Consider the following 18,219-nt stretch of genomic DNA (forward strand, 5'->3'; position numbering starts at 1 on the left):
CGATACTCCCCACATCTTGTGCGGGGTCATGTCCGCCCCGTTGCCCGCGAGGTTAACACATTCTGACCATGAGGCAAGATGTCGCGCGACAGGGCGTCGCCTGGCGGGTGGCGGGGTGGGTTCAGGCGGCGCTGGCGGGGGCGAGGCTCCGCAATGCGCGCCAGACCACCTCCGGCGTCGCTGGCATGTCGATCGGCTGGCCGTCGAGCGCGTCGATGATGGCGTTCATCACCGCCGCCAGCACGCCGATGGTGCCGGCCTCGCCGCAGCCCTTCACCCCCAGCGGGTTGTTGGGGTTGGGCACCGGGTGGGTCGAGAAGTCGATGGCGGGCATCATGTCGGCGCGCGGGATGCCGTAGTCGGTCAGGCTGCCGGTAATCAGCTGGGCACCCTCGCCATAGACCACCAGTTCCAGCAGCACCTGGCCCAGCCCCTGGGCAATGCCGCCATGGACCTGACCTTCCACCAGCATCGGATTGATGATGGTGCCGAAGTCGTCGACCACGGTGTAGCGGCTGATCGCCACCACGCCGGTTTCGGGATCGATCTCGACTTCCGCCACATGGCAACCGTTGGGGAAGGTCGGGGTCGGGCGGGGCACCTTGTAGTGTCCGCGCGCGCTCAGCGGGTCTGGCGTCCGCTGCGCCAGCTCCTGCCAGTCCAGTGTGCGGTTGGTGGCGCGGGCGATGAACACGCCATCGGCATAATCCACGGCGTCCGCCTCCAGCGCCGCCTCGGCCAGCGGGCGCGCCGCCGCCACCAGTGCGTCGGCTGCCTCGATGCCGGCGGCGCCACCGAATTGCAGCGAGCGCGAGCCGCCGGTGCCGTGGCCGCGCTCCAGCCGGTCGGTGTCGCCCTGGACAATGCGTACCCGGTCCATCGCCACCCCCAGCCGGTCGGCGACCACCTGGGCATAGGCGGTCTCGTGTCCCTGTCCGTTGGACTGGGTGCCGATGGCGACCTCGATGGTGCCGTCGGCGAGCAGGCGGGCATCGGCATATTCGTCGGTGCCACCGCCGCCGGCGATTTCGACGTAGTAGCACAGGCCGCGCCCGGCCCGGCGGCCGCGGCGGCTGGCGTCGGCCTTGCGCGCGGCGAAACCCTGCCAGTCGGCACGCGCCAGCGCGCTGTCGAGCACGGCCGGGAAGTCGCCCAGGTCGAAGGTCTGGCCAAGCGGGTTGCGGTGGGGCAGCTGCTCGGGCCGCAGCAGGTTGCGCCGCCTCAGCACATCCGGCGCGATGCCCATCTCGTGGGCGGCGGCATCGACCACCCGTTCGGTGATATAGCAGGCCTCGGGGCGTCCGGCGCCGCGATAGGCGTCGGTCGGGGTGGTGTTGGTCAGCACGCCGCGCACCCGGTTGTGGGCGGCGGGGATGGCATAGACGCCGCCGATCATGCGGCCGCCGGCCAGCGTCTGGATGTAAGGGCCGAACTGCGACTGATAGGCGCCGAGGTTGACATCGGTCTCCACCTTCAGCGCCAGGAAGCGCCCGTCGGCATCCAGCGCCAGGGTGACATCGCTGACCAGATCGCGGCCGTGGGTGTCGCTCTGGAAGGCATCGGCCCGCTCGCCGGTCCACTTCACCGGCCGGCCGAGGGCGCGGGCGGCATGCAGCACCAGGGCGTATTCCGGGTAGAAGAAGTTCTTCATGCCGAAGCCGCCGCCGACGTCATGGGTGACCACCCGCAGGCTTTCGCTGGGCAAGCCCAGCACCCGGCCGGCGATCAGGTCGCGCATCCCCACCACGCCCTGGGTGCCGGTGGTCAGCGTGAAGCGGCCGTCCTCGAACTGGCCCAGGGCAGCACGCACTTCCATCGAAGTGGGCGCCACGCGCGGCTGGGCGACCCGCAGGCGGGTGACGTGGTGGGCGGCGGCGATGGCGGCATCGGTCGCCGCCGCGTCGCCGGCCTCCCACAGGAAGGCGACATTGCCGGGAATGTGCGGGAACAGCTCAGGCGCGCCGATCGCCAGGGCCGCCGGCATCGACTCCACCGCCGGCAGGTCGTCATAGTCGACCTCGACCGCCTCCGCGCCCTGGCGGGCGGCCTCGCGGCTGTCGGCGACGACGAACGCCACCGGATCACCAACATGACGTACGGTGTCCACCGCCAGTAACGGCCGGGGTGTCGGGCGCTCGGCGTCCATCACCGTCAGGCACGGCACCTCGCCGTAGCCCGCCATGTCGGCGGCGGTATAGACCGCCAGCACGCCGGGGATCGCCAGTGCGCCAGTCGTGTCGATGCCCCCGATGCGGGCATGGCCATAAGGCGAACGGACGGTGACGCCAAACACCATGCCGGGGACGCTGATGTCATCGGTGAAGCGGCCATGGCCGGTCACCAGTCGCTCATCCTCCACCCGCCTGACCGACTGGCCGCCGAACTTCATCATGTCGCATCCCCCGTGTCGCGCGCTGCTCCAAGGCAGGCGTCAAGGCCTTCCCGATAACTAGGGTAGAGCAACCTGACGCCCAGGTCGCGCTTGATCCGCTGGTTGGCGACCCGCCGGCACTCGGCGTAGAAGCCCCGCGCCATCGGCGACAAGCCGGCCTCGTCCAGTGCCTGTAGCGGCGGCCATGGCAGGCCAAGCAGGTCGCAGGCATATTCGGTGACGGCATTGCCCGAGGCCGGTTCGTCGTCGGCCACGTTGTAGAGGTGCGCGGTGCCGGGAGCGCCGGGCCGGTCCAGCGACGCCAGCAGTGTTGCCACGATGTCGTCGACGTGGATGCGGCTGAACACATGGTCGGGCAGGTCGATGCGGTGTGCGCGTCCCTCCCGCACCCGGTCCAGCGCCGAGCGACCAGGGCCGTAAATGCCGGGCAGGCGGAACACATGCACCGGCGCGCGGGTACTTGCCGCCAGCCCCTGCCAGGCAAGATCGGCGTCCACCCGTGCCGAGCGACGGCCGCCGCCGATCGGGCTGGTTTCATCCACCCAGCCGCCCCGGGCATCGCCATAGACGCCAGTCGACGACAGATAGCCGATCCAGCGCGCCGGACTGGCCGCCAGCGCGTCGTGCCAGGCGCGCAGCACCGGGTCGGGCAGGGCGGCATCGGTGTCCGGCGGCACCGACGACAGGATGGCGCCCGCCCCGGCAATCATGCCGGCCAGCCGGGGGTCATCCAGCGTCATGACCTCGACGCCGTCGTCCTGTCCGACCGTGCGCCGGGTGGCGACCACCCGCCAGCCGCGTGTCAGCAGGGCGCGGGCGAAGCGACGTGCGGTGTAGCCGAGGCCGAAGATCAGTGCGGTGTCGGGCATCCGTGGACTATTGTGTTAACCAAGTTGGCGCAGTGTGCCGCCCCATGCTAGGCCGAACGGCGACGAAGAATAAAGGGGGCATTGGCGGACGATGGTTGCAGGCACGGAACAAGCCTATCAGGTCTATGGCGTCGAGCCATCCTCCTATACCCGCAAGGTGCTCGGCCTGTGTGCCGCCAAGGGCGTGCCGCATGAGTTCAAGCTGAAATCGCTGGCGGTCAAGGCCGAGGTCGAGGCCGCCTGCGACGGTTACGCGCTGATGCCGGTGGTGCGGGCGCCCGACGGCTCCTGGCTGATGGACTCCACCGACATCGCCTTGAGGCTGGATGAGGCGTTTCCCGACACCGCCCTGTTGCCGGACGACCCGGCGCTGGCCGTCGTCGTGCGCCTTCTTGATGACTGGGCCGACGAATGGCTGATCCGCCCGGCGGTGCATTGGCGGGCCAGCCACGCCAAACCCCGGGCCGAGCTGTGCCAGGCCATCGCCCGCAACCTGATGGGCTTCACCCAGGCCAGCGCGCTGCCGGCCGAGGTCGCCGACAAGCTGCCGCGCATCGCCGAGAAGCTGGAGCCGTTCTTCGCCGGCATCGGCCGCGTCAACCGCGCCGGCCCCGAGCATGAGGACGAGATCGTCGATCTGCTGTCGCGCGCCTTCGACCTGCTGGCCATGCATCTGGCCCGCCAGCCCTGTCTGCTGGGCGAGCGGGTGAGTCTGGCGGATTTCGCCCTCTACGGCATGCTGGAAGGGCAGCTGCTGTTCGATTCCGCGCCGCGTTCGCTGATCACCGAGCGCTGGCCGGCGATTGTTGCCTATGTCGAGCGGCTGCGCACGGTGCGGGCCGGCGTGGGCGCCTGGCCGGCCGGCGAGTCGCTGCCGCGCAGCCTGCTGGGGCTACTGCGTTATATCGCCGAGGATTTTCATGGCTTTCTCGCCGCCAACGCCGAGGCGGTGGCGGCTGGCGCCAACGAGGCCAGCTGGGACGGCATGACCATGCCGGCGCGCCGCTACACCGAACGGTTGCGCCAGGAGATGGCGGCGCGGATCGCCGCTCTGGCCGGGCCTGACCGGGCCCGCCTGGAGGCGCTGGTGGGTGGCACCGGCGTGCTGGCGGTGTATCAAGGCTGAGGTCGGCAGGGCCAGGCGGGCAGGGCTGAGGTCGGCGGTTTGGCGGCCAGCCTGGCCACGGCGAGGGTGTTTTCCGGCAACGTCTCTTTTCTCAGGGCGTTATCGGCGCAATATTGGATGAACCTATAGTGCTCAGGAACGCCGCGCCCGCGTGGCGGATAGTGAAAGTCGTCTCATGCTAGATGCGCTTGCGTCGCCCCAGACCATCCACCTCAAGGACTATCAGCCACCCCGCTACCGGATGCCCCAGGTGGAGCTGGTGTTCGACCTGCATGAAACGGCGACCCGTGTCACCAGCCGCTTTCGTGTCGAGCGCGAAGGCAAGCACCGCCAGCCACTGGTGCTGGACGGTCGGGATCTGCGCCTGCTGTCGGTCAGTGTCGATGGCCAGCCACTCGACGCCAGCGCCTACCGCCAGACCAGCGACGACCTGACCCTGCCACTGAAAGGCGCCGCCCACGACGTCGAGATCGTCACCGAGATCAACCCGGCCGCCAACACCCAGCTGATGGGCCTCTACATGTCGGGCGGCATCTTCTGCACCCAGTGCGAGGCGGAGGGTTTCCGCCGCATCACCTACTGGCTGGACCGGCCGGACGCCATGAGCCGGTTCCGCACCACCTTGCGCGCTGACAAGGCCCGCTTCCCGGTGCTGCTGGCCAACGGCAACCCGGTGGCGCACGGCGATGGCGTCGACGGTCGCCACTGGGCGACCTGGGACGATCCGCATCTGAAACCCTGTTACCTGTTCGCACTGGTGGCCGGTGACCTCAAACCGTTCGCCGACCAGTTCACCACCGCCTCGGGGCGGACGGTGGCGCTGAACATCTGGGTGGCGGAGGCCGATCTCGACCGCTGCGACCACGCCATGCGGGCACTGAAGAAGTCGATGCGCTGGGACGAGGAGAAATACGGCCGGGAATATGATCTCGACGTGTTCAACATCGTCGCCGTGGGCGATTTCAATTTCGGCGCGATGGAGAACAAGGGCCTCAATATCTTCAATTCGAAATATGTGCTGGCCCGGCAGGAAACCGCCACCGACCTTGATTTCGACGCCATCGAGAGCATCATCGCGCACGAGTATTTCCATAACTGGACCGGCAACCGCGTCACCTGCCGCGACTGGTTCCAGCTCAGCCTGAAGGAAGGGCTGACCGTCTATCGCGATCAGGAATTCTCCGCCGACATGGGTTCGCGCGCGCTCAAGCGCATCGAGGACGTGCGCACCCTGCGCGCCGGACAGTTCCCCGAGGATGCCGGCCCGCTGGCCCATCCGGTGCGCCCGGAAAGCTACATCGAAATCTCCAACTTCTATACCGCCACCGTCTACAACAAGGGCGCGGAAGTCATCCGCATGATGGCGACCATGCTGGGCGAAGATAAATTCCGTGCCGGCATGGACCTCTATTTCGAACGCCATGACGGTCAGGCGGTGACCTGCGATGATTTCGTCAAGGCGATGGAGGATGCCGGCGGTGTCGACCTGTCGCAGTTCCGCCTGTGGTATGCCCAGGCCGGCACGCCGCGCCTTGACGTCCAGCTGGCCTATGACGCGGCGCGCGCCGAGGCCACCCTGACGGTCGCGCAGCTGGTGCCGGACACGCCGGGTCAGGCCAAGAAAAAGCCGATGCACATGCCGTTCCGGGTGGCGCTGTTCGGCGCCCAGTCCGGTCGCAACCTCACCGGCGATCGCCTGCTGGAGCTGCGTCAGGCCAAGCAGGTGTTCCGCTTCGAGGGGCTGGCCGAGCGCCCGGTGCCGTCGCTGCTGCGCGGTTTCTCCGCCCCGGTGACGGTGAAGGTCGATATCGATCGGGCCGATCTGGCCTTCCTGTCGCGTCACGACGACGATCCGTTCGCCCGCTACGAGGCGATGCAGCGGCTGGCGCTCGACCTGATGCTCGAACAGGTGACCGCCCACGGCCAGGGGCGGCCGGTGCAGGTGGCGCCGATCCTGATCGAGGCGGTCGAGGCGGCCCTGACCGCGCGCGATCTCGACCCGGCGCTGGTGGCCGAAGCCGTGATGCTGCCCAGCGAGGCCTATGTCGGCGACCAGATGGCCATTGTCGATGTCGACGGCATTCACGCCGTGCGGCAGGCGTTCCGGCGGGCGCTCAGCACCAGCCTGCGCCGCCTGTGGTGGGAGGCGTATCGGGACAATCTCGACGAGACCTACACCTTCACGCCGGAAGCCAAGGGCCGCCGGCGCCTGAAGAACGCCGCGCTGCAATATCTGATGATGGACGACGAGGACGCCGAGGCGGTGGCCGCGGCGCTGGCGCAGGCGACACAGGCCGACAACATGACCGACTGCATCGCCGGCCTCACCGCGCTCGCCAGTTCCCACGCGCCGCCGCGCCAGCAGGCGTTCGATCATTTCTATGTCACCTGGAAGGACGATCCGCTGGTCATCGACAAGTGGTTTACCTTGCAGGCGCTGTCCTACCGGCCCGACACGCTGGCGCATGTCCAGGCGCTCACCCGTCATCCCGCCTTCACCATCACCAACCCCAACCGCCTGCGGTCGCTGGTGGGGGCCTTCAGCGTCAATCAGGTGCGCTTCCATGCCGCCGATGGCGCCGGCTACACCTATCTGGCCGACCAGGTGATCGCCGTCGACAAGGTCAACTCGCAGACGGCGGCCCGTCTGGTGGCGCCGCTGGGGCGCTGGCGGCGCTTCGATCAGGCGCGCAGCGCGCTGATGCGCAAGCAGCTGGAGCGCATCCTCAAGGTCTCCGGCCTGTCGAAGGATGTCTACGAGATGGTCAGCAAGAGCCTCGGCTGACCGGATGCGGCTTAAAGAAAACGCGGCCGGAGGGGGCTCCGGCCGCGTGGGGTTCGATATGGGACTGACGGCGTGGTGCGCGTGTGCTCAGCGCACGGCCGAGAACAGGACCACCGCATCGAGGACATGGCGGGTTGCTTCCGCGATCAGCAGGACGTCGCCATCGACCCGGCGGTAGATGTAACCACGCGGCGGCGGGGGCAGCATCACCACCAGATCGCGGGGCATCGGCTCGATCACCACATAGGACGGCAGCGGCCGACCGATCACGTAGCGCTTCTTGGTATGGCCCTTGGGCAGACAGCCGTGGCGGGTCTGCATCAGCCCCGGCGGGCAGCGCCAGTGGTGATCATGGGCATAGCGGGCGATCCTGTCGCGGTGGCCGCGGTCGATATAGACCCGGTCCGGCTTGCGATCGCGATCCTTGCCGTCGACATAAATCCGGTCCGGCTTGCGATCGCGGTCGGGACCATCGACCGCCACCACATGTCGATCCCGATCATGCTTGTCGTGACCCCTGCCTTGCGCATTGCCGGGGTCGGCATGGGCGGTGCCCACCAGCGCTGTCGCCGCCAGCAGGGCGATGACAGGGACAATCATGGCGATGCCAATGCGGTCGAAATTCCTGGCCATTTCTCGGATCCTTGCTGTTCATCCGTTGAACACAGTCGTTTTGATCGTGACGACCTGAAAGCAGGATGAACGGGACGCGGCGTGCGCCAGGGCGGTAGGGCACCGCGATGAAAATCTGGAAATTCACTCAAAAGGATATGCCGAGGGTCGCCGTGAGACCGTTGCCACCGACGGCATTGCCGGCGATCCGCCGGCGATAGGCCACGCGAACGTCGATTGGCACGCCACCGGCACTGCCTGTCCACCACAGGCCGGGGCCGGCCTCCAGACGGCTGACATCCCGGTCGTCATGTTGCACCATCGCCCACAGGCTGGCCACGGCGGTCAGGCGTGACTCGTCGCCCAGTGCCATGCCTCGGCCGAGGTGCGCTTCCGCGGCGCCAAACAGGTCGCGTCGTCGCGCACCGACCACGGCCGCCTCGGTGTAGACCGACCAGTGCGTCCAGCTGTTCTCGCCCGCTACCGGGCCGTAGCCGCTGCCCTGGCCGATCCAGCCGCGCGCCGCCCAGGCGTCGCGGGCGCCGTCACCCACCTTGATCCAGCGTTCCACCACCAGCGCGCCGGGGGTGTCCGGCAGTGGCTCCCAGCTCAACCCCAGGGTCGCTTGCGTGGTGCCAACGCGGGGGACGAGCGGCGCCCGCCGGTTGGCGGTGATCACGCGCCCGACCACGCTGACGGGTCGGGGCCCCAGCGGGTCGGGTCGATAGGTCGCCAGCAGTGCCGACTGTGAGCCGCCCAGTGCGCGGCCGCTTGCGGCGGGATCGAACGGCGACGGGCTGCCGGCGCGCCAGAAGCCGAAAGCGGCAAGCCGCCAACGGTCGTTGAGCCGCGCCTGCTCGGTCTGCCAGGCTGTCCGCTGCGGCAGGGCGTCGGGCGCCAGGGCCAGTGCCTCCGCGAACGCCGTTGCCGCTGACCGCCTGTCCCGCCGTGCCAGCGCCTCATAGCCGCGCTCGGCTTGCTGAAAGGCGGCCTGTTCCGCCGTCGGGGCGGGCAATGGCGTGGCAGGCGGGGCCGTCGATCCGGGTGAGGGGGCGGCCGCGAACGACGCGGGCAGGGACGGTGGCGCGGGCGATGATGCCGTTAATGCCGAACGTCGTGTCGTCAGGGCCGGAAAGCCGGTGGCCGGTCGGCCATGTCGGGGCCGAACTTCGGCGGAGACCATGGCAGGCGCTGATGGCATGGCGTCGGGTGTCCCCGGACGCGATGGATCTGGAGCGTGCGCTGCAATGGGGGATGGCGCCGTTGGTAATGGGCGCTCGGTGGCAGCGCGGGCGGCGGCGACAGCGGCGCGAAATCGAATGATATCCCGATTCAGTACGTCCAGGCGCGCCGTCATCCAGCCGGTGACCAGCAGCAGGAACAGCAGCAGGGCGCGCGCGGGCGTCATGCGGCGGGATCGAGCGCGTCCGGCGTCGGGTAGTGATGCGCCGTCTTGTCCCACGCCAGGGGCGTGCGGGATCGCCGGGCGCGGGTATAGAGCCGCACCGCCCTGACAGCGGCGAGGAAGTTGACGATGTTGGAGACCACCGCGCGCGGCACGGCCCGCAGGCCTTCCCGCCAACCATAGAGGCGGGCGGTGAACAGGGCGCGCAGCAGCAGTCGCCAGGCCAGCAGGGCGGCATTGAACCGCACCAGCAGGGCGGTCACCCCACCGGGTTCGATGAGGGCGGGAAAGCGTGGGACCGCCGGCCAGAGTTGGGCGGTCAGCCAGAGAGCGGCCAGGTGCAGCGCGGCGACATAGGCGGCGATGTTGAGATAGGCGTTGAGCAGCGCCTTGCGATCGCGCAGCAGCATGTAGCGGTCGACCAGCGTGCCCGGCCAGCCCAGCCGCTGCCAGCCGGCCAGCGTGATGCCCAGCAGCCAGCGGGCGCGCTGGCGCACCGCCGCCTCCAGGGTCGCCGGGAAATACTCCCGCGTGGCGACGATCCGGGTATCGGCGTCGTCGGCGGGTATGCGCACCAGCGCCGCGTCGAGACCATGGACGCCCAGTCGCACCCCCAGTTCATAGTCCTCGGTCACGCTGTCGGCACGAAAGGGCAGGCCGCCATTCTCGGTGGCGGCCAGCGTGAGCGCCGCGCGCGAGAAGGCGCAGCCGACGCCGGCGCACGGCAGGCTGGCGCCGAGCCACTCGCGCACCACCAGATCCTTGGCGTGGCTCTCGGCAAACTCATCAAGGTAGGTGCCGGCCACCCAGTTGTGGCGTTCGCGTGCCAGCGGCAGCACCGGCAACTGGACCATCGCCTTGCGCGGGATCAGGTGGTCGAACACGCTCAACGACCGGGGGTGGACCACGTCCTCGGCATCATGCAGCACGATGGCCTTGAAGGGCGCGTGACCGGCCGCCTCGTCACGCAGCACGGCGGCGTACAACGCATTCAGGCAATCCGCCTTGGTGGTCGGGCCGTCGCGAGCGGTGAGCACCAGCCGTACCCGGTCGTCGCCGGCGGCGATGTCGCGCACGGCGGCCGCTGTCAGCGGATCGTTGGGGTAGGCGCCGACGTAGAGTCGGTAACGCGGATAGGCGAGACGGGCGAGCGTCGTGCGCAGCATGGCGCCGATCACCGTCGACTCGTCCCAGGCCGGGATCAGCACAGCCATCCAGCCGAGCTCGGGTTGATGGTGCGACAGGCTGGCGGCCGTGGCGCGGGGGAAGCGCGAGTAGATGATGGTGCGCCGCCACAGCCGGCGCAGGCCGTAGAGCAGGTCGATGGCAAGATCATCGAGGCCGGACAGCGCCAGCAACACCGCCAGCACGCCGATCGCCTGTTTGATCAGCGCCAGATAGACCGCCAGCGCGTCCAGCATGAGCCAGGTCATGGAGAGCCCCCGATCCCCAGATTCGTGTCAGGGTAGTATTATTCTGGCATCGAATCAAACCCCGGCGGTGGTGGGCGCGCGCCCGCCTCTTGGCAGGCGTGGCGAATCCGGCGACAAGGGGGTAACGTCATCCGCGCCTGTCAGGACCCTCATGCAGCCTTATCTCGACCTGCTCCGTCATGTTCGCCGCCACGGCGTCAAGCGCGAGGACCGCACCGGCACCGGCACGCTGTCGGTGTTCGGTTACCAGATGCGTTTCAACCTGGCCGACGGCTTCCCGCTGGTCACCACCAAGAAGGTGCACCTGAAGTCGATCATCCACGAGCTGCTGTGGTTCCTGAAAGGCGACACCAACATCGCCTATCTCAAGGCCAACGGGGTTTCGATCTGGGATGAGTGGGCGGACGAGCATGGTGACCTGGGGCCGGTCTATGGCAAGCAGTGGCGCTCGTGGGCGGCGCCCGATGGCCGGGTGATCGACCAGATCGCCAACCTGCTGCGGATGATCCGCACCAGCCCGGACAGTCGCCGGCTGATCGTTTCGGCATGGAACCCGGCGGACGTCGACCAGATGGCGCTGCCGCCCTGCCATTGCCTGTTCCAGTTCTATGTCGCCGAGGGCCGGCTGTCCTGCCAGCTCTACCAGCGTTCGGCCGACATCTTCCTCGGCGTGCCGTTCAACATCGCCTCCTATGCGCTGCTGACCCTGATGATCGCCCAGGTGACCGGCCTGAAGCCGGGCGATTTCGTCCACAGTTTCGGCGACGCGCACCTCTACCTCAATCATCTGGAGCAGGCTGATTTGCAGCTCAGCAGATTGCCGCGCGCGCTGCCGGAAATGCGGTTGAACCCCGAGGTAACCGACCTGTTCAGCTTCGCTTATGACGATTTCCAGCTGGTGGGCTACGAGCCGCATCCGGCGATTTCGGCACCGGTGGCGGTGTGAGCGGCGCGGCGCTCGGCCCCATCGTCTCGCTGGTCGTCGCGCGGGCGGACAATGGCGTGATCGGCCACGACAATGGCCTGCCCTGGCACCTGCCGGCCGATCTCAAACACTTCAAGCAGCTGACCGTCGGCAAGCCGATCATCATGGGGCGCAAGACCTATGAGTCGATCGGCCGGCCGTTGCCGGGGCGGCACAACATCGTCGTCACCCGCAATGCCGAGTGGTCGGCGGACGGCGTGACGGTGGTGCCGAACCTGGCCGAGGCCGTGGTGGCGGCGGGACTCGATCCGCAAACGCGCGCCAGCGAGATCGCCGTGATTGGCGGGGCCGAGATTTATGCGCAGGCGCTGTTCTTCGCCGATCGCATCCACCTGACCGAGGTGCATGCGAAACCCGAGGGTGACACCCTGTTTCCCGCGCTTGATGCCGCCACATGGCAGGAAGTCGCGCGGGAGGATCATCCGGCGGCCGACGGCCAGCCGGGCTACAGTTTCGTCACACTGGACCGGCGGGAGGGCGCCTCCGGCTAGCCAGGAGACGCGGTGGCAGGCAGGGTTGGGAGCGCACCGCCGATAACAGAAGCGGAAGAGACAATCGACGGAGGGTGAGATGAGTCTCGGCACGGTGCGCGTTCAACTGGCATGGCTTGTGGTGATGGCTCTGGCGGCGGGGGGTGGGGCGGCGCCGGTGGGGGCCCAGGTGCCGGGCAACGCGCCGGCGGTGCCGCCGGTCTTCGTGGTGTCGGAGAAAGATGTGCCGGAACTGGCGGCGAGGTGCGCTGCCACCCATGCCCCGGCGATTGCCGCGGCCCAGACGGCCTTGCGGCGGCAGGGGGTGGCGATCGCCTCGCAGGACGATTACATCGCCGACCGGGCGCTGAACGTCTACATCGTGATCAACGGCGTGCCGGTGACACAGGGCTGCGCCACCAATGTGCGGGTTTCGCTGCAAACCTACACCACGGTCATTAACCCGGTGACGCGTGGCCGGCATCGCGCCACCATCGCGTTCTGCGATCAGTGGGTATTCCTCACCGGTGGCGCGGGCACGTTCCAGCAGCGCATCAATGGCTGGGTTGCCGAGCGCATGGCGGTGTGCGTCGACCGCTACCGCAAATCCATCCGCTGACCGATCCGGCCACGCAGGGAGACAGAACATGCAGAACAGGGTGCGCGGTGCCCTGGCGGCGGTTGCCGCCGTGGCGGGCATGACGGCGGGTCAGGCGGCGGTCGCCGGTCCGGCGCTGGAGGCTGACAAGGCGTTCGCCGCGCTGTCGCGGGCTGCGGGGGCGCCGGCGGCATTCGCGGCCTTCGCGGCGGAGTCGGTACGGATGTTTGTGCCCGGCGGTCCGCTGCAAGGGCGCGCGGCGATGAACGACAGCTTCCGGGGCTTGCCGACCGGCACGACGCTGGACTGGGTGCCGGCGGAGGAACAGCTGGGCGCGGCGGGCGACCATGGCTTCACCTGGGGCCGCTGGGTGCGTCGCGTGCCGGCCACTACGGACCTGCCTGCTCGATGCACCACTGGCACCTACCTCACGGTCTGGGCACGTCAGCCGGACGGCCAATGGAAATTCACTGCAGACATTGGCCAGCCTGACACCAAGGCCGACCCGGTCCAATGCCCGCCCGCGGGATGATGGCGGGAGATTTTCTCAGTGTGTAAAACCCAAGATAGATAATTACGTATATTGACGTAAATTTTGCATTTGCGTGTTGATATGCGTTATTTGTTCTGCCAGTTGGCATCCATAATCATCCAAGGGCCTGCGCGAGGGCTCATGTTGGGAGGGTGTCATGCGTTATCGTTTCCTGTCCGGAGTCTATCTGTCTGCCCTGCTCGCCGGCACGGTCGCTACGTCCGTTGCGTCGGCGCAGGACGCCGCCCCGACCGCCGAAGAGGCGGTCAGCCTGGGCGATATCGTTGTCACCGCGCGGCGTCGCGAGGAAAAGCTGCAGGACGTACCGATTGCCATCACCGCGCTGGGCGGCGACGCGCTGGAATCGCGCGGCTTCGACCGGGTGACGGATATCGCCGAGGCGGCGCCGAATCTGCAATTCACGCCGGGCACCGGCGGCAACAGTGGCGGCGTCAGTGCCTTCATTCGTGGTGTCGGCGAAAATGACTTCATCATCACCGCCGATCCGGCGGTGGCGCTGTACATTGACGGTGTCTATGTCGGCCGCAGCTTCGGTGCAACCACCGAACTGCTGGGGGTTGATCGAATCGAGGTGTTGCGCGGACCGCAGGGTTCACTGTTCGGCAAGAACACCATTGGTGGCGCCATCAGCGTTGTTACCCGCGTGCCGGGCGCTGACCGCCTTGAGGGCGATGTGCGTTATGGTTCCTACGATGACCTGCGACTGCGCGCCAATGTCGAGCGCGCACTCACCGACACGCTGTCGGTGGGCGTCTCGGCGCTCGGGCAGTGGGGCGATGGCTGGCAGAAGTCCGCCTCCGGCGATGATCTCGGCAATCGCAATGTGATCGCCGGGCGGTTGGCGCTGCACTATGACGGCGCGCCGCTCGACGCCGTGTTCAGCATCGATGGCCTGCGCCGTCGGCAGAACAGCGCGGCGCACAGCATGCTGGCGTTCACGCCGAGCTTCTTTTCTGGCCTGCAATCGATGCTGCTGGCGCCGTGCTGTACCGCGCCGGACCGGATCGACCGCACGGACTCCACGGCCGAGCTCAACCGCGACGATACCGACGCCGTGAATGCGGCGCTGACACTGAGCGCGGATGTCGGCAACGGCACCTTGAAATCGATCACCGCCTATCGCTGGGTCAGCGCCGTGTTCGGTCGCGATGGCGACGCTTCCTCGGCGGTGAATTACGCCGGCGATATTCACGACGAGACGGCCCGCCAGCTATCGCAGGAAATCCAGTACGCCACCAGTCTGTTCGATGATCGCGCGACCCTGCTGGTGGGCGCCTATGCCTTCCGCGAGAAGACGCGCGACGACACCCGGCTCTACGTCGCGGACGGGCTTTATCCGGCCATGATCGCGGCGGGCTTCGATCCGGCGCTGGCGACCGCGCTCGATTTCAACATCGACTTCTTCAACCGCCAGAAAACCACCAACTACGCGCTGTTCGGCAATGCCACCTATAACATCACCGACGCGCTGACATTGGAGCTGGGCGGTCGCTACACCTGGGAGAAAAAGACCTTCAACCAGACCGCGCTGCGCATCTACAGCGAGCAGCCGCTGCTGGCCGGCACGCCGTCCTACGAGTTGTCGGAGAAGTGGCACGCCTTCACGCCGCGCGCGTCGCTGTCCTACAAGTTCACGCCCGATGTGCTGGGTTACGCCTCCTTCTCGCGCGGCTTCCGCAGTGGCGGCTTCAATGGGCGGCCGACATCGCTGGAGGAAGTCGGCGGCTATGATCCGGAATACATGCGCGCCTACGAAGTGGGCGTGAAGAGCAGCTTCGGTGGCATCGTCACGCTGAACCTGTCCGCTTTCCGCAACGACTATACCGATCAGCAATTGCTGATCTCGACCATCAGCCCGGTCACCGACCTGCTGGTGGTGCGCACGGAAAACGCCGGCAAGTCGCGTATCCAGGGCCTGGAACTGGAGGCGAGCGCGAAAATCACCCCGCGGTTCAGTCTGCAGGGTGCCGTCGGTTACCTCGACGCCAAATATCTGCGTTACACGTCGGTCATCAATGGCGTCGCCACCGACGTCAGTGGTCGTACGCCCAAGCAGGCGCCGGATCTGACCGCCAGCGGCAGCCTGGTGTTCGCGACCGCCTTGTCGGAGGCAATTGACACGACCTGGCGGCTGGATGCCAGCTATCGCAGCCAGACCTACATCGACGTCGAGAATTCGCCGCTGCTGCGGGCACCGGACCATGTCATTCTCAATGCCAGCATTGAATTCGATCTGCCGGGCAAGGGGCTTTCACTGCGTTTCGCGGTGGACAACCTCACCGACAAGCGGGTGCTTACCGCCGGCTATGACGCGACGTCCAGCTTCGGCTTCGTGGAGGGCTACTACAACGATCCACGCCGCTTCTCGCTGACGCTCAGCTTCAAGCACTGAGCGCGATCGCGGACAACAGGGGCGGGCGCGCCGGGGCCATCCCTGGGCGCCCGTTGCCGTGTCGTGGCCCGTCAGTTCAGCGTGTGCGGCGCGTAGGGGCTGTCGAGCGAGAAGGCGGGGATATCGATGTCGAAGCTGCGACCGGCATCATCGACCATGCCATAGCTGCCGCGCATGATGCCGGAGGGCGTCGAGAGCGGGCAGCCGGAGGTATATTCATAGGCCTCCGACGGTTCGAGGATCGGCTGCTCGCCGACCACGCCGTCGCCCTTCACTTCCTGGATGCGGCCATGGGCGTCGGCGATGATCCAGTGCCGCGTCATCAGCTGCACACTGGTCCGGCCGTGGTTCTCCACCCGCACGTGATAGGCCCACACATAATGGTTGTCGTCAGGGTTCGACTTGTCGTCGATGAACGCCGGCAGCACCCGCACGGTAATGTCACGGGTGGTGGCCGCGTAGGGGAATTCGATGTCCTGACGCGGCACGGTTCAGAGCCCCGCCGCCTTCAGCGCCTGGTCGAGGTCGGCGATCAGATCGGCGGGGTCTTCCAGTCCCACCGACAGCCGGATCATCCCCGGCGTGATGCCGAGCTCCGCCTGCACCGCCGGCGCCAGCGCCTTGTGGGTGGTGGAGGCCGGGTGGGTGGCCAGCGAGCGGGAGTCGCCAATGTTGTTGGAGATGTCGATCAGCTCCAGCGCGTTGAGCAGCGCGAAGGCCTGGGCCTCGCCGCCGTCGAGCAGGAAGCTCATGATGGTGCCGCCGGCGCTCATCTGCGCCATCGCCAGGGCGTGCTGGGCAAAGTCGGGCCGGCCGGGGTAGAGCAGCGTTGGCACCCGTTCAGCGAGGAAGTCGGCGATCCGTGCGGCGTTGTCGCTCATCCGGCGCACCCGCAGTTCCAGCGTCTCCAGGCCCTTCAGCAGCACCCAGGCGTTGAACGGCGCCATCACGCAGCCGGTGTGCCGGAAGAACGGGAACAGGTACTCGGTGTCGAACTCGCGGGTACAGCAGATGGCGCCACCCAGCACCCGGCCCTGGCCGTCGATGTGCTTGGTCGCGGAATAGGCGATGACATCCGCGCCCAGCTCCAGCGGTCTCTGCAGGATCGGGGTGGCGAACACGTTGTCGACCACCAGCCGTGCCCCGGCGTCATGGGCGAGATCGGCCACCGCCTTGAGGTCGCAGATGTCGAGCGTCGGGTTGGCCGGGGTTTCCAGGAAGAATACCCGGGTATTGGGCCGGCGCGCCCGTGCCCAGGCGTCGTTGTCACGGCCGTCGACCACGGTGGTCTCGATGCCGTAGCGCGGCAGCAGGCTGTCCACCAGCCAGCGGCAGGAGCCGAACATGGCGCGGGCCGCCACCACATGGTCGCCGGCCTTGAGCTGGCAGAGCAGGGCCGCGGTCATGGCAGCCATGCCGGTGCCGGTCGCCCGCGCCATTTCGGCGCCTTCCAGCAGCGCCAGGCGTTCCTCGAACATGGCGACGGTGGGGTTGCCCTGGCGGCTGTAGGTGAAGCCGTCGGCCTCGCCACGGAAGCGGGCGGCCACTTCCTCGGCGCTGTCGTAGCAGAAGCCCGACGTCAGAAAGAGCGCCTCCGACGTTTCGCCGAAGTCCGAGCGCATGGTGCCGCCGCGGATCGCCTGGGTGGCGGGGCGCCACTGACGGGTGCGCGTGCGGTCAAGGCCGGTCCTGGACTTCATCGATCGACTTCCTGGCTGTTGTATTGAGCGCCGGTCATCCGGCGCGTGCCCCGTCCGTTACCGGCTGGTGCGGCGGGCGTCAATTGCGCGGACCGCTGGCGCCCGCTGGCGGTCTCGTCTAGAAAGCAGGGCGATGACGACCGCATTCTCTTCTATCTGGATCGTTGGTGCCTCAACCGGCATCGGCCGCGCCACGGCGCTGGCGTTTGCCCGCGCCGGTGTCACCGTGTTCGCTACCGCGCGCGGTGCCGACAAGCTGGAGGCCCTGGCGGCCGACGCGCCGGCCGGCCGCGTCGTGGTGCTGCCCTGCGACTGCTCGGACCGGGCGGCGATGCTGGAGACCTACCGGCGGATTACCGGGCAGATGGGTGGCCCGCCGGGGGCGGCACTGTTCGCGGCCGCCACGTGGGCGCCGGAAGATGGCGGGCAGGCACGCGTCGATGTCGTGGGACCGGTGTTCGACGTCAACGTCCATGGCTGCCTGAACATGCTGGAGGAGCTGTGGCCGGCGATGCTGGCGGCCGGCCGGGGGCGGGTGGCGATTATCTCGTCGGTGGCGGGCTTCCGGGGGTTGCCGCGCGCGCTCGCCTACGGCGCCTCGAAGGCGGCGCTCACTCATATCGCCGAGGCTCTGAAGTTCGACGGTGACCGCGCGGGTGTCGCCGTTCAGGTCATTCACCCCGGCTTCGTCAAGACACCGTTGACCGACAAGAACGATTTCGACATGCCGTTCCTGATGACGGCCGAGGCCGCTGCGGACCGCATCGTCGCCGGCATGGCGACCAGCGCCTTCGAGATCACGTTCCCGCGTCGCTTCACCTTCATGCTCAAGCTCGCCCGCATCCTGCCGTACCGACTGTACTTCCCGTTCATCCGGCGGATCACCGGGATGTGAGCGT

General features: G+C 67.8%; 15 protein-coding genes. 8 read left to right on the forward strand and 7 right to left on the reverse strand.

Annotated elements, in window-relative coordinates; genetic code table 11:
• Nucleotides 1-121: 121 nt before the first annotated feature.
• Entirely contained in the window at nucleotides 122-2,392 is a 2,271-nt protein-coding gene (locus ABU113_RS02135; RefSeq protein WP_454557826.1) for a xanthine dehydrogenase family protein molybdopterin-binding subunit, read from the reverse strand.
• Entirely contained in the window at nucleotides 2,389-3,261 is an 873-nt protein-coding gene (locus ABU113_RS02140; protein WP_454557827.1) for an SDR family oxidoreductase, read from the reverse strand. Before ABU113_RS02140 ends, ABU113_RS02135 begins: the two co-directional genes overlap by 4 nt.
• A gap of 91 nt (nucleotides 3,262-3,352) precedes the next feature.
• Between ABU113_RS02140 and ABU113_RS02145 the strand changes: the two genes are divergently transcribed.
• Nucleotides 3,353-4,387 (forward strand): glutathione S-transferase family protein, encoded by a 1,035-nt coding sequence (locus ABU113_RS02145; protein ID WP_454557828.1) that lies wholly within the window; start codon nucleotides 3,353-3,355, stop codon nucleotides 4,385-4,387.
• A gap of 175 nt (nucleotides 4,388-4,562) precedes the next feature.
• Nucleotides 4,563-7,172, forward strand: coding sequence for an aminopeptidase N (gene pepN, locus ABU113_RS02150; RefSeq protein ID WP_454557829.1), 2,610 nt, complete (start codon nucleotides 4,563-4,565; stop codon nucleotides 7,170-7,172).
• A gap of 87 nt (nucleotides 7,173-7,259) precedes the next feature.
• On the opposite strand, the gene ABU113_RS02155 is transcribed toward pepN, so the two are convergent.
• The 3 genes from ABU113_RS02155 to ABU113_RS02165 all read right to left on the reverse strand — a co-directional run bounded on the left by ABU113_RS02155 (nucleotide 7,260) and on the right by ABU113_RS02165 (nucleotide 10,622).
• Nucleotides 7,260-7,805: an RcnB family protein gene (locus ABU113_RS02155; RefSeq protein ID WP_454557830.1), complete on the reverse strand. Its 546-nt coding sequence runs from the start codon at nucleotides 7,803-7,805 to the stop codon at nucleotides 7,260-7,262.
• Nucleotides 7,806-7,932: 127 nt separating this feature from the next.
• Nucleotides 7,933-8,799: a hypothetical protein gene (locus ABU113_RS02160; protein ID WP_454557831.1), complete on the reverse strand. Its 867-nt coding sequence runs from the start codon at nucleotides 8,797-8,799 to the stop codon at nucleotides 7,933-7,935.
• 389 nt (nucleotides 8,800-9,188) lie between these two features.
• Nucleotides 9,189-10,622: a glycosyl transferase family protein gene (locus ABU113_RS02165; RefSeq protein ID WP_454557832.1), complete on the reverse strand. Its 1,434-nt coding sequence runs from the start codon at nucleotides 10,620-10,622 to the stop codon at nucleotides 9,189-9,191.
• Between the two features lie 151 nt (nucleotides 10,623-10,773).
• Here ABU113_RS02165 and ABU113_RS02170 point away from each other — a divergent pair, with 151 nt between their 5' ends.
• From ABU113_RS02170 to ABU113_RS02190, 5 genes are all read left to right on the forward strand, one after another.
• A complete protein-coding gene (locus ABU113_RS02170; protein ID WP_454557833.1) occupies nucleotides 10,774-11,568 on the forward strand; it encodes a thymidylate synthase in 795 nt (264 codons plus the stop codon).
• Complete coding sequence (locus tag ABU113_RS02175) at nucleotides 11,565-12,098, forward strand: dihydrofolate reductase (RefSeq protein ID WP_454557834.1); 534 nt, start codon at nucleotides 11,565-11,567, stop codon at nucleotides 12,096-12,098. Before ABU113_RS02170 ends, ABU113_RS02175 begins: the two co-directional genes overlap by 4 nt.
• A gap of 79 nt (nucleotides 12,099-12,177) precedes the next feature.
• Nucleotides 12,178-12,696 carry a hypothetical protein gene (locus ABU113_RS02180; protein WP_454557835.1) on the forward strand — a complete coding sequence of 173 codons (519 nt, stop codon included), beginning with the start codon at nucleotides 12,178-12,180 and terminating at the stop codon, nucleotides 12,694-12,696.
• A 28-nt stretch (nucleotides 12,697-12,724) separates the two neighbouring features.
• Nucleotides 12,725-13,207: a YybH family protein gene (locus ABU113_RS02185; RefSeq protein WP_454557836.1), complete on the forward strand. Its 483-nt coding sequence runs from the start codon at nucleotides 12,725-12,727 to the stop codon at nucleotides 13,205-13,207.
• Nucleotides 13,208-13,364: 157 nt separating this feature from the next.
• Nucleotides 13,365-15,620, forward strand: a complete 2,256-nt coding sequence (locus ABU113_RS02190; RefSeq protein WP_454557837.1) for a TonB-dependent receptor — start codon at nucleotides 13,365-13,367, stop codon at nucleotides 15,618-15,620.
• Nucleotides 15,621-15,691: 71 nt separating this feature from the next.
• Here the strand turns inward: ABU113_RS02190 and apaG are convergent, their stop codons facing one another.
• Entirely contained in the window at nucleotides 15,692-16,108 is a 417-nt protein-coding gene (gene apaG / locus ABU113_RS02195; RefSeq protein ID WP_454557838.1) for a Co2+/Mg2+ efflux protein ApaG, read from the reverse strand.
• Between the two features lie 3 nt (nucleotides 16,109-16,111).
• Complete coding sequence (gene metZ / locus ABU113_RS02200) at nucleotides 16,112-17,320, reverse strand: O-succinylhomoserine sulfhydrylase (RefSeq protein WP_454557839.1); 1,209 nt, start codon at nucleotides 17,318-17,320, stop codon at nucleotides 16,112-16,114.
• Between the two features lie 133 nt (nucleotides 17,321-17,453).
• On the opposite strand from metZ, the gene ABU113_RS02205 reads away from it, so the two are divergent.
• A complete protein-coding gene (locus ABU113_RS02205) occupies nucleotides 17,454-18,215 on the forward strand; it encodes an SDR family NAD(P)-dependent oxidoreductase (RefSeq protein ID WP_454557840.1) in 762 nt (253 codons plus the stop codon).
• The last annotated feature ends 4 nt before the right edge of the window (nucleotides 18,216-18,219 follow it).

The sequence above is a fragment of the Parapedomonas caeni genome, assembly GCF_041060555.1.
Taxonomy (GTDB): domain Bacteria; phylum Pseudomonadota; class Alphaproteobacteria; order Sphingomonadales; family Sphingomonadaceae; genus CAUJIW01.

Bases quoted from the DNA above. Each gene is read 5' to 3' on its own strand.
- ABU113_RS02190 (WP_454557837.1), top strand. From the start codon at position 13,365: ATGCGTTATCGTTTCCTGTCCGGAGTCTATCTGTCTGCCCTGCTCGCC.
- ABU113_RS02205 (WP_454557840.1), top strand. From the start codon at position 17,454: ATGACGACCGCATTCTCTTCTATCTGGATCGTTGGTGCCTCAACCGGC.
- ABU113_RS02155 (WP_454557830.1), bottom strand. From the start codon at position 7,805: ATGGCCAGGAATTTCGACCGCATTGGCATCGCCATGATTGTCCCTGTC.
- pepN (WP_454557829.1), top strand. From the start codon at position 4,563: ATGCTAGATGCGCTTGCGTCGCCCCAGACCATCCACCTCAAGGACTAT.
- ABU113_RS02165 (WP_454557832.1), bottom strand. From the start codon at position 10,622: ATGACCTGGCTCATGCTGGACGCGCTGGCGGTCTATCTGGCGCTGATC.
- ABU113_RS02140 (WP_454557827.1), bottom strand. From the start codon at position 3,261: ATGCCCGACACCGCACTGATCTTCGGCCTCGGCTACACCGCACGTCGC.
- metZ (WP_454557839.1), bottom strand. From the start codon at position 17,320: ATGAAGTCCAGGACCGGCCTTGACCGCACGCGCACCCGTCAGTGGCGC.
- ABU113_RS02180 (WP_454557835.1), top strand. From the start codon at position 12,178: ATGAGTCTCGGCACGGTGCGCGTTCAACTGGCATGGCTTGTGGTGATG.
- ABU113_RS02185 (WP_454557836.1), top strand. From the start codon at position 12,725: ATGCAGAACAGGGTGCGCGGTGCCCTGGCGGCGGTTGCCGCCGTGGCG.
- ABU113_RS02145 (WP_454557828.1), top strand. From the start codon at position 3,353: ATGGTTGCAGGCACGGAACAAGCCTATCAGGTCTATGGCGTCGAGCCA.
- ABU113_RS02135 (WP_454557826.1), bottom strand. From the start codon at position 2,392: ATGATGAAGTTCGGCGGCCAGTCGGTCAGGCGGGTGGAGGATGAGCGA.
- ABU113_RS02170 (WP_454557833.1), top strand. From the start codon at position 10,774: ATGCAGCCTTATCTCGACCTGCTCCGTCATGTTCGCCGCCACGGCGTC.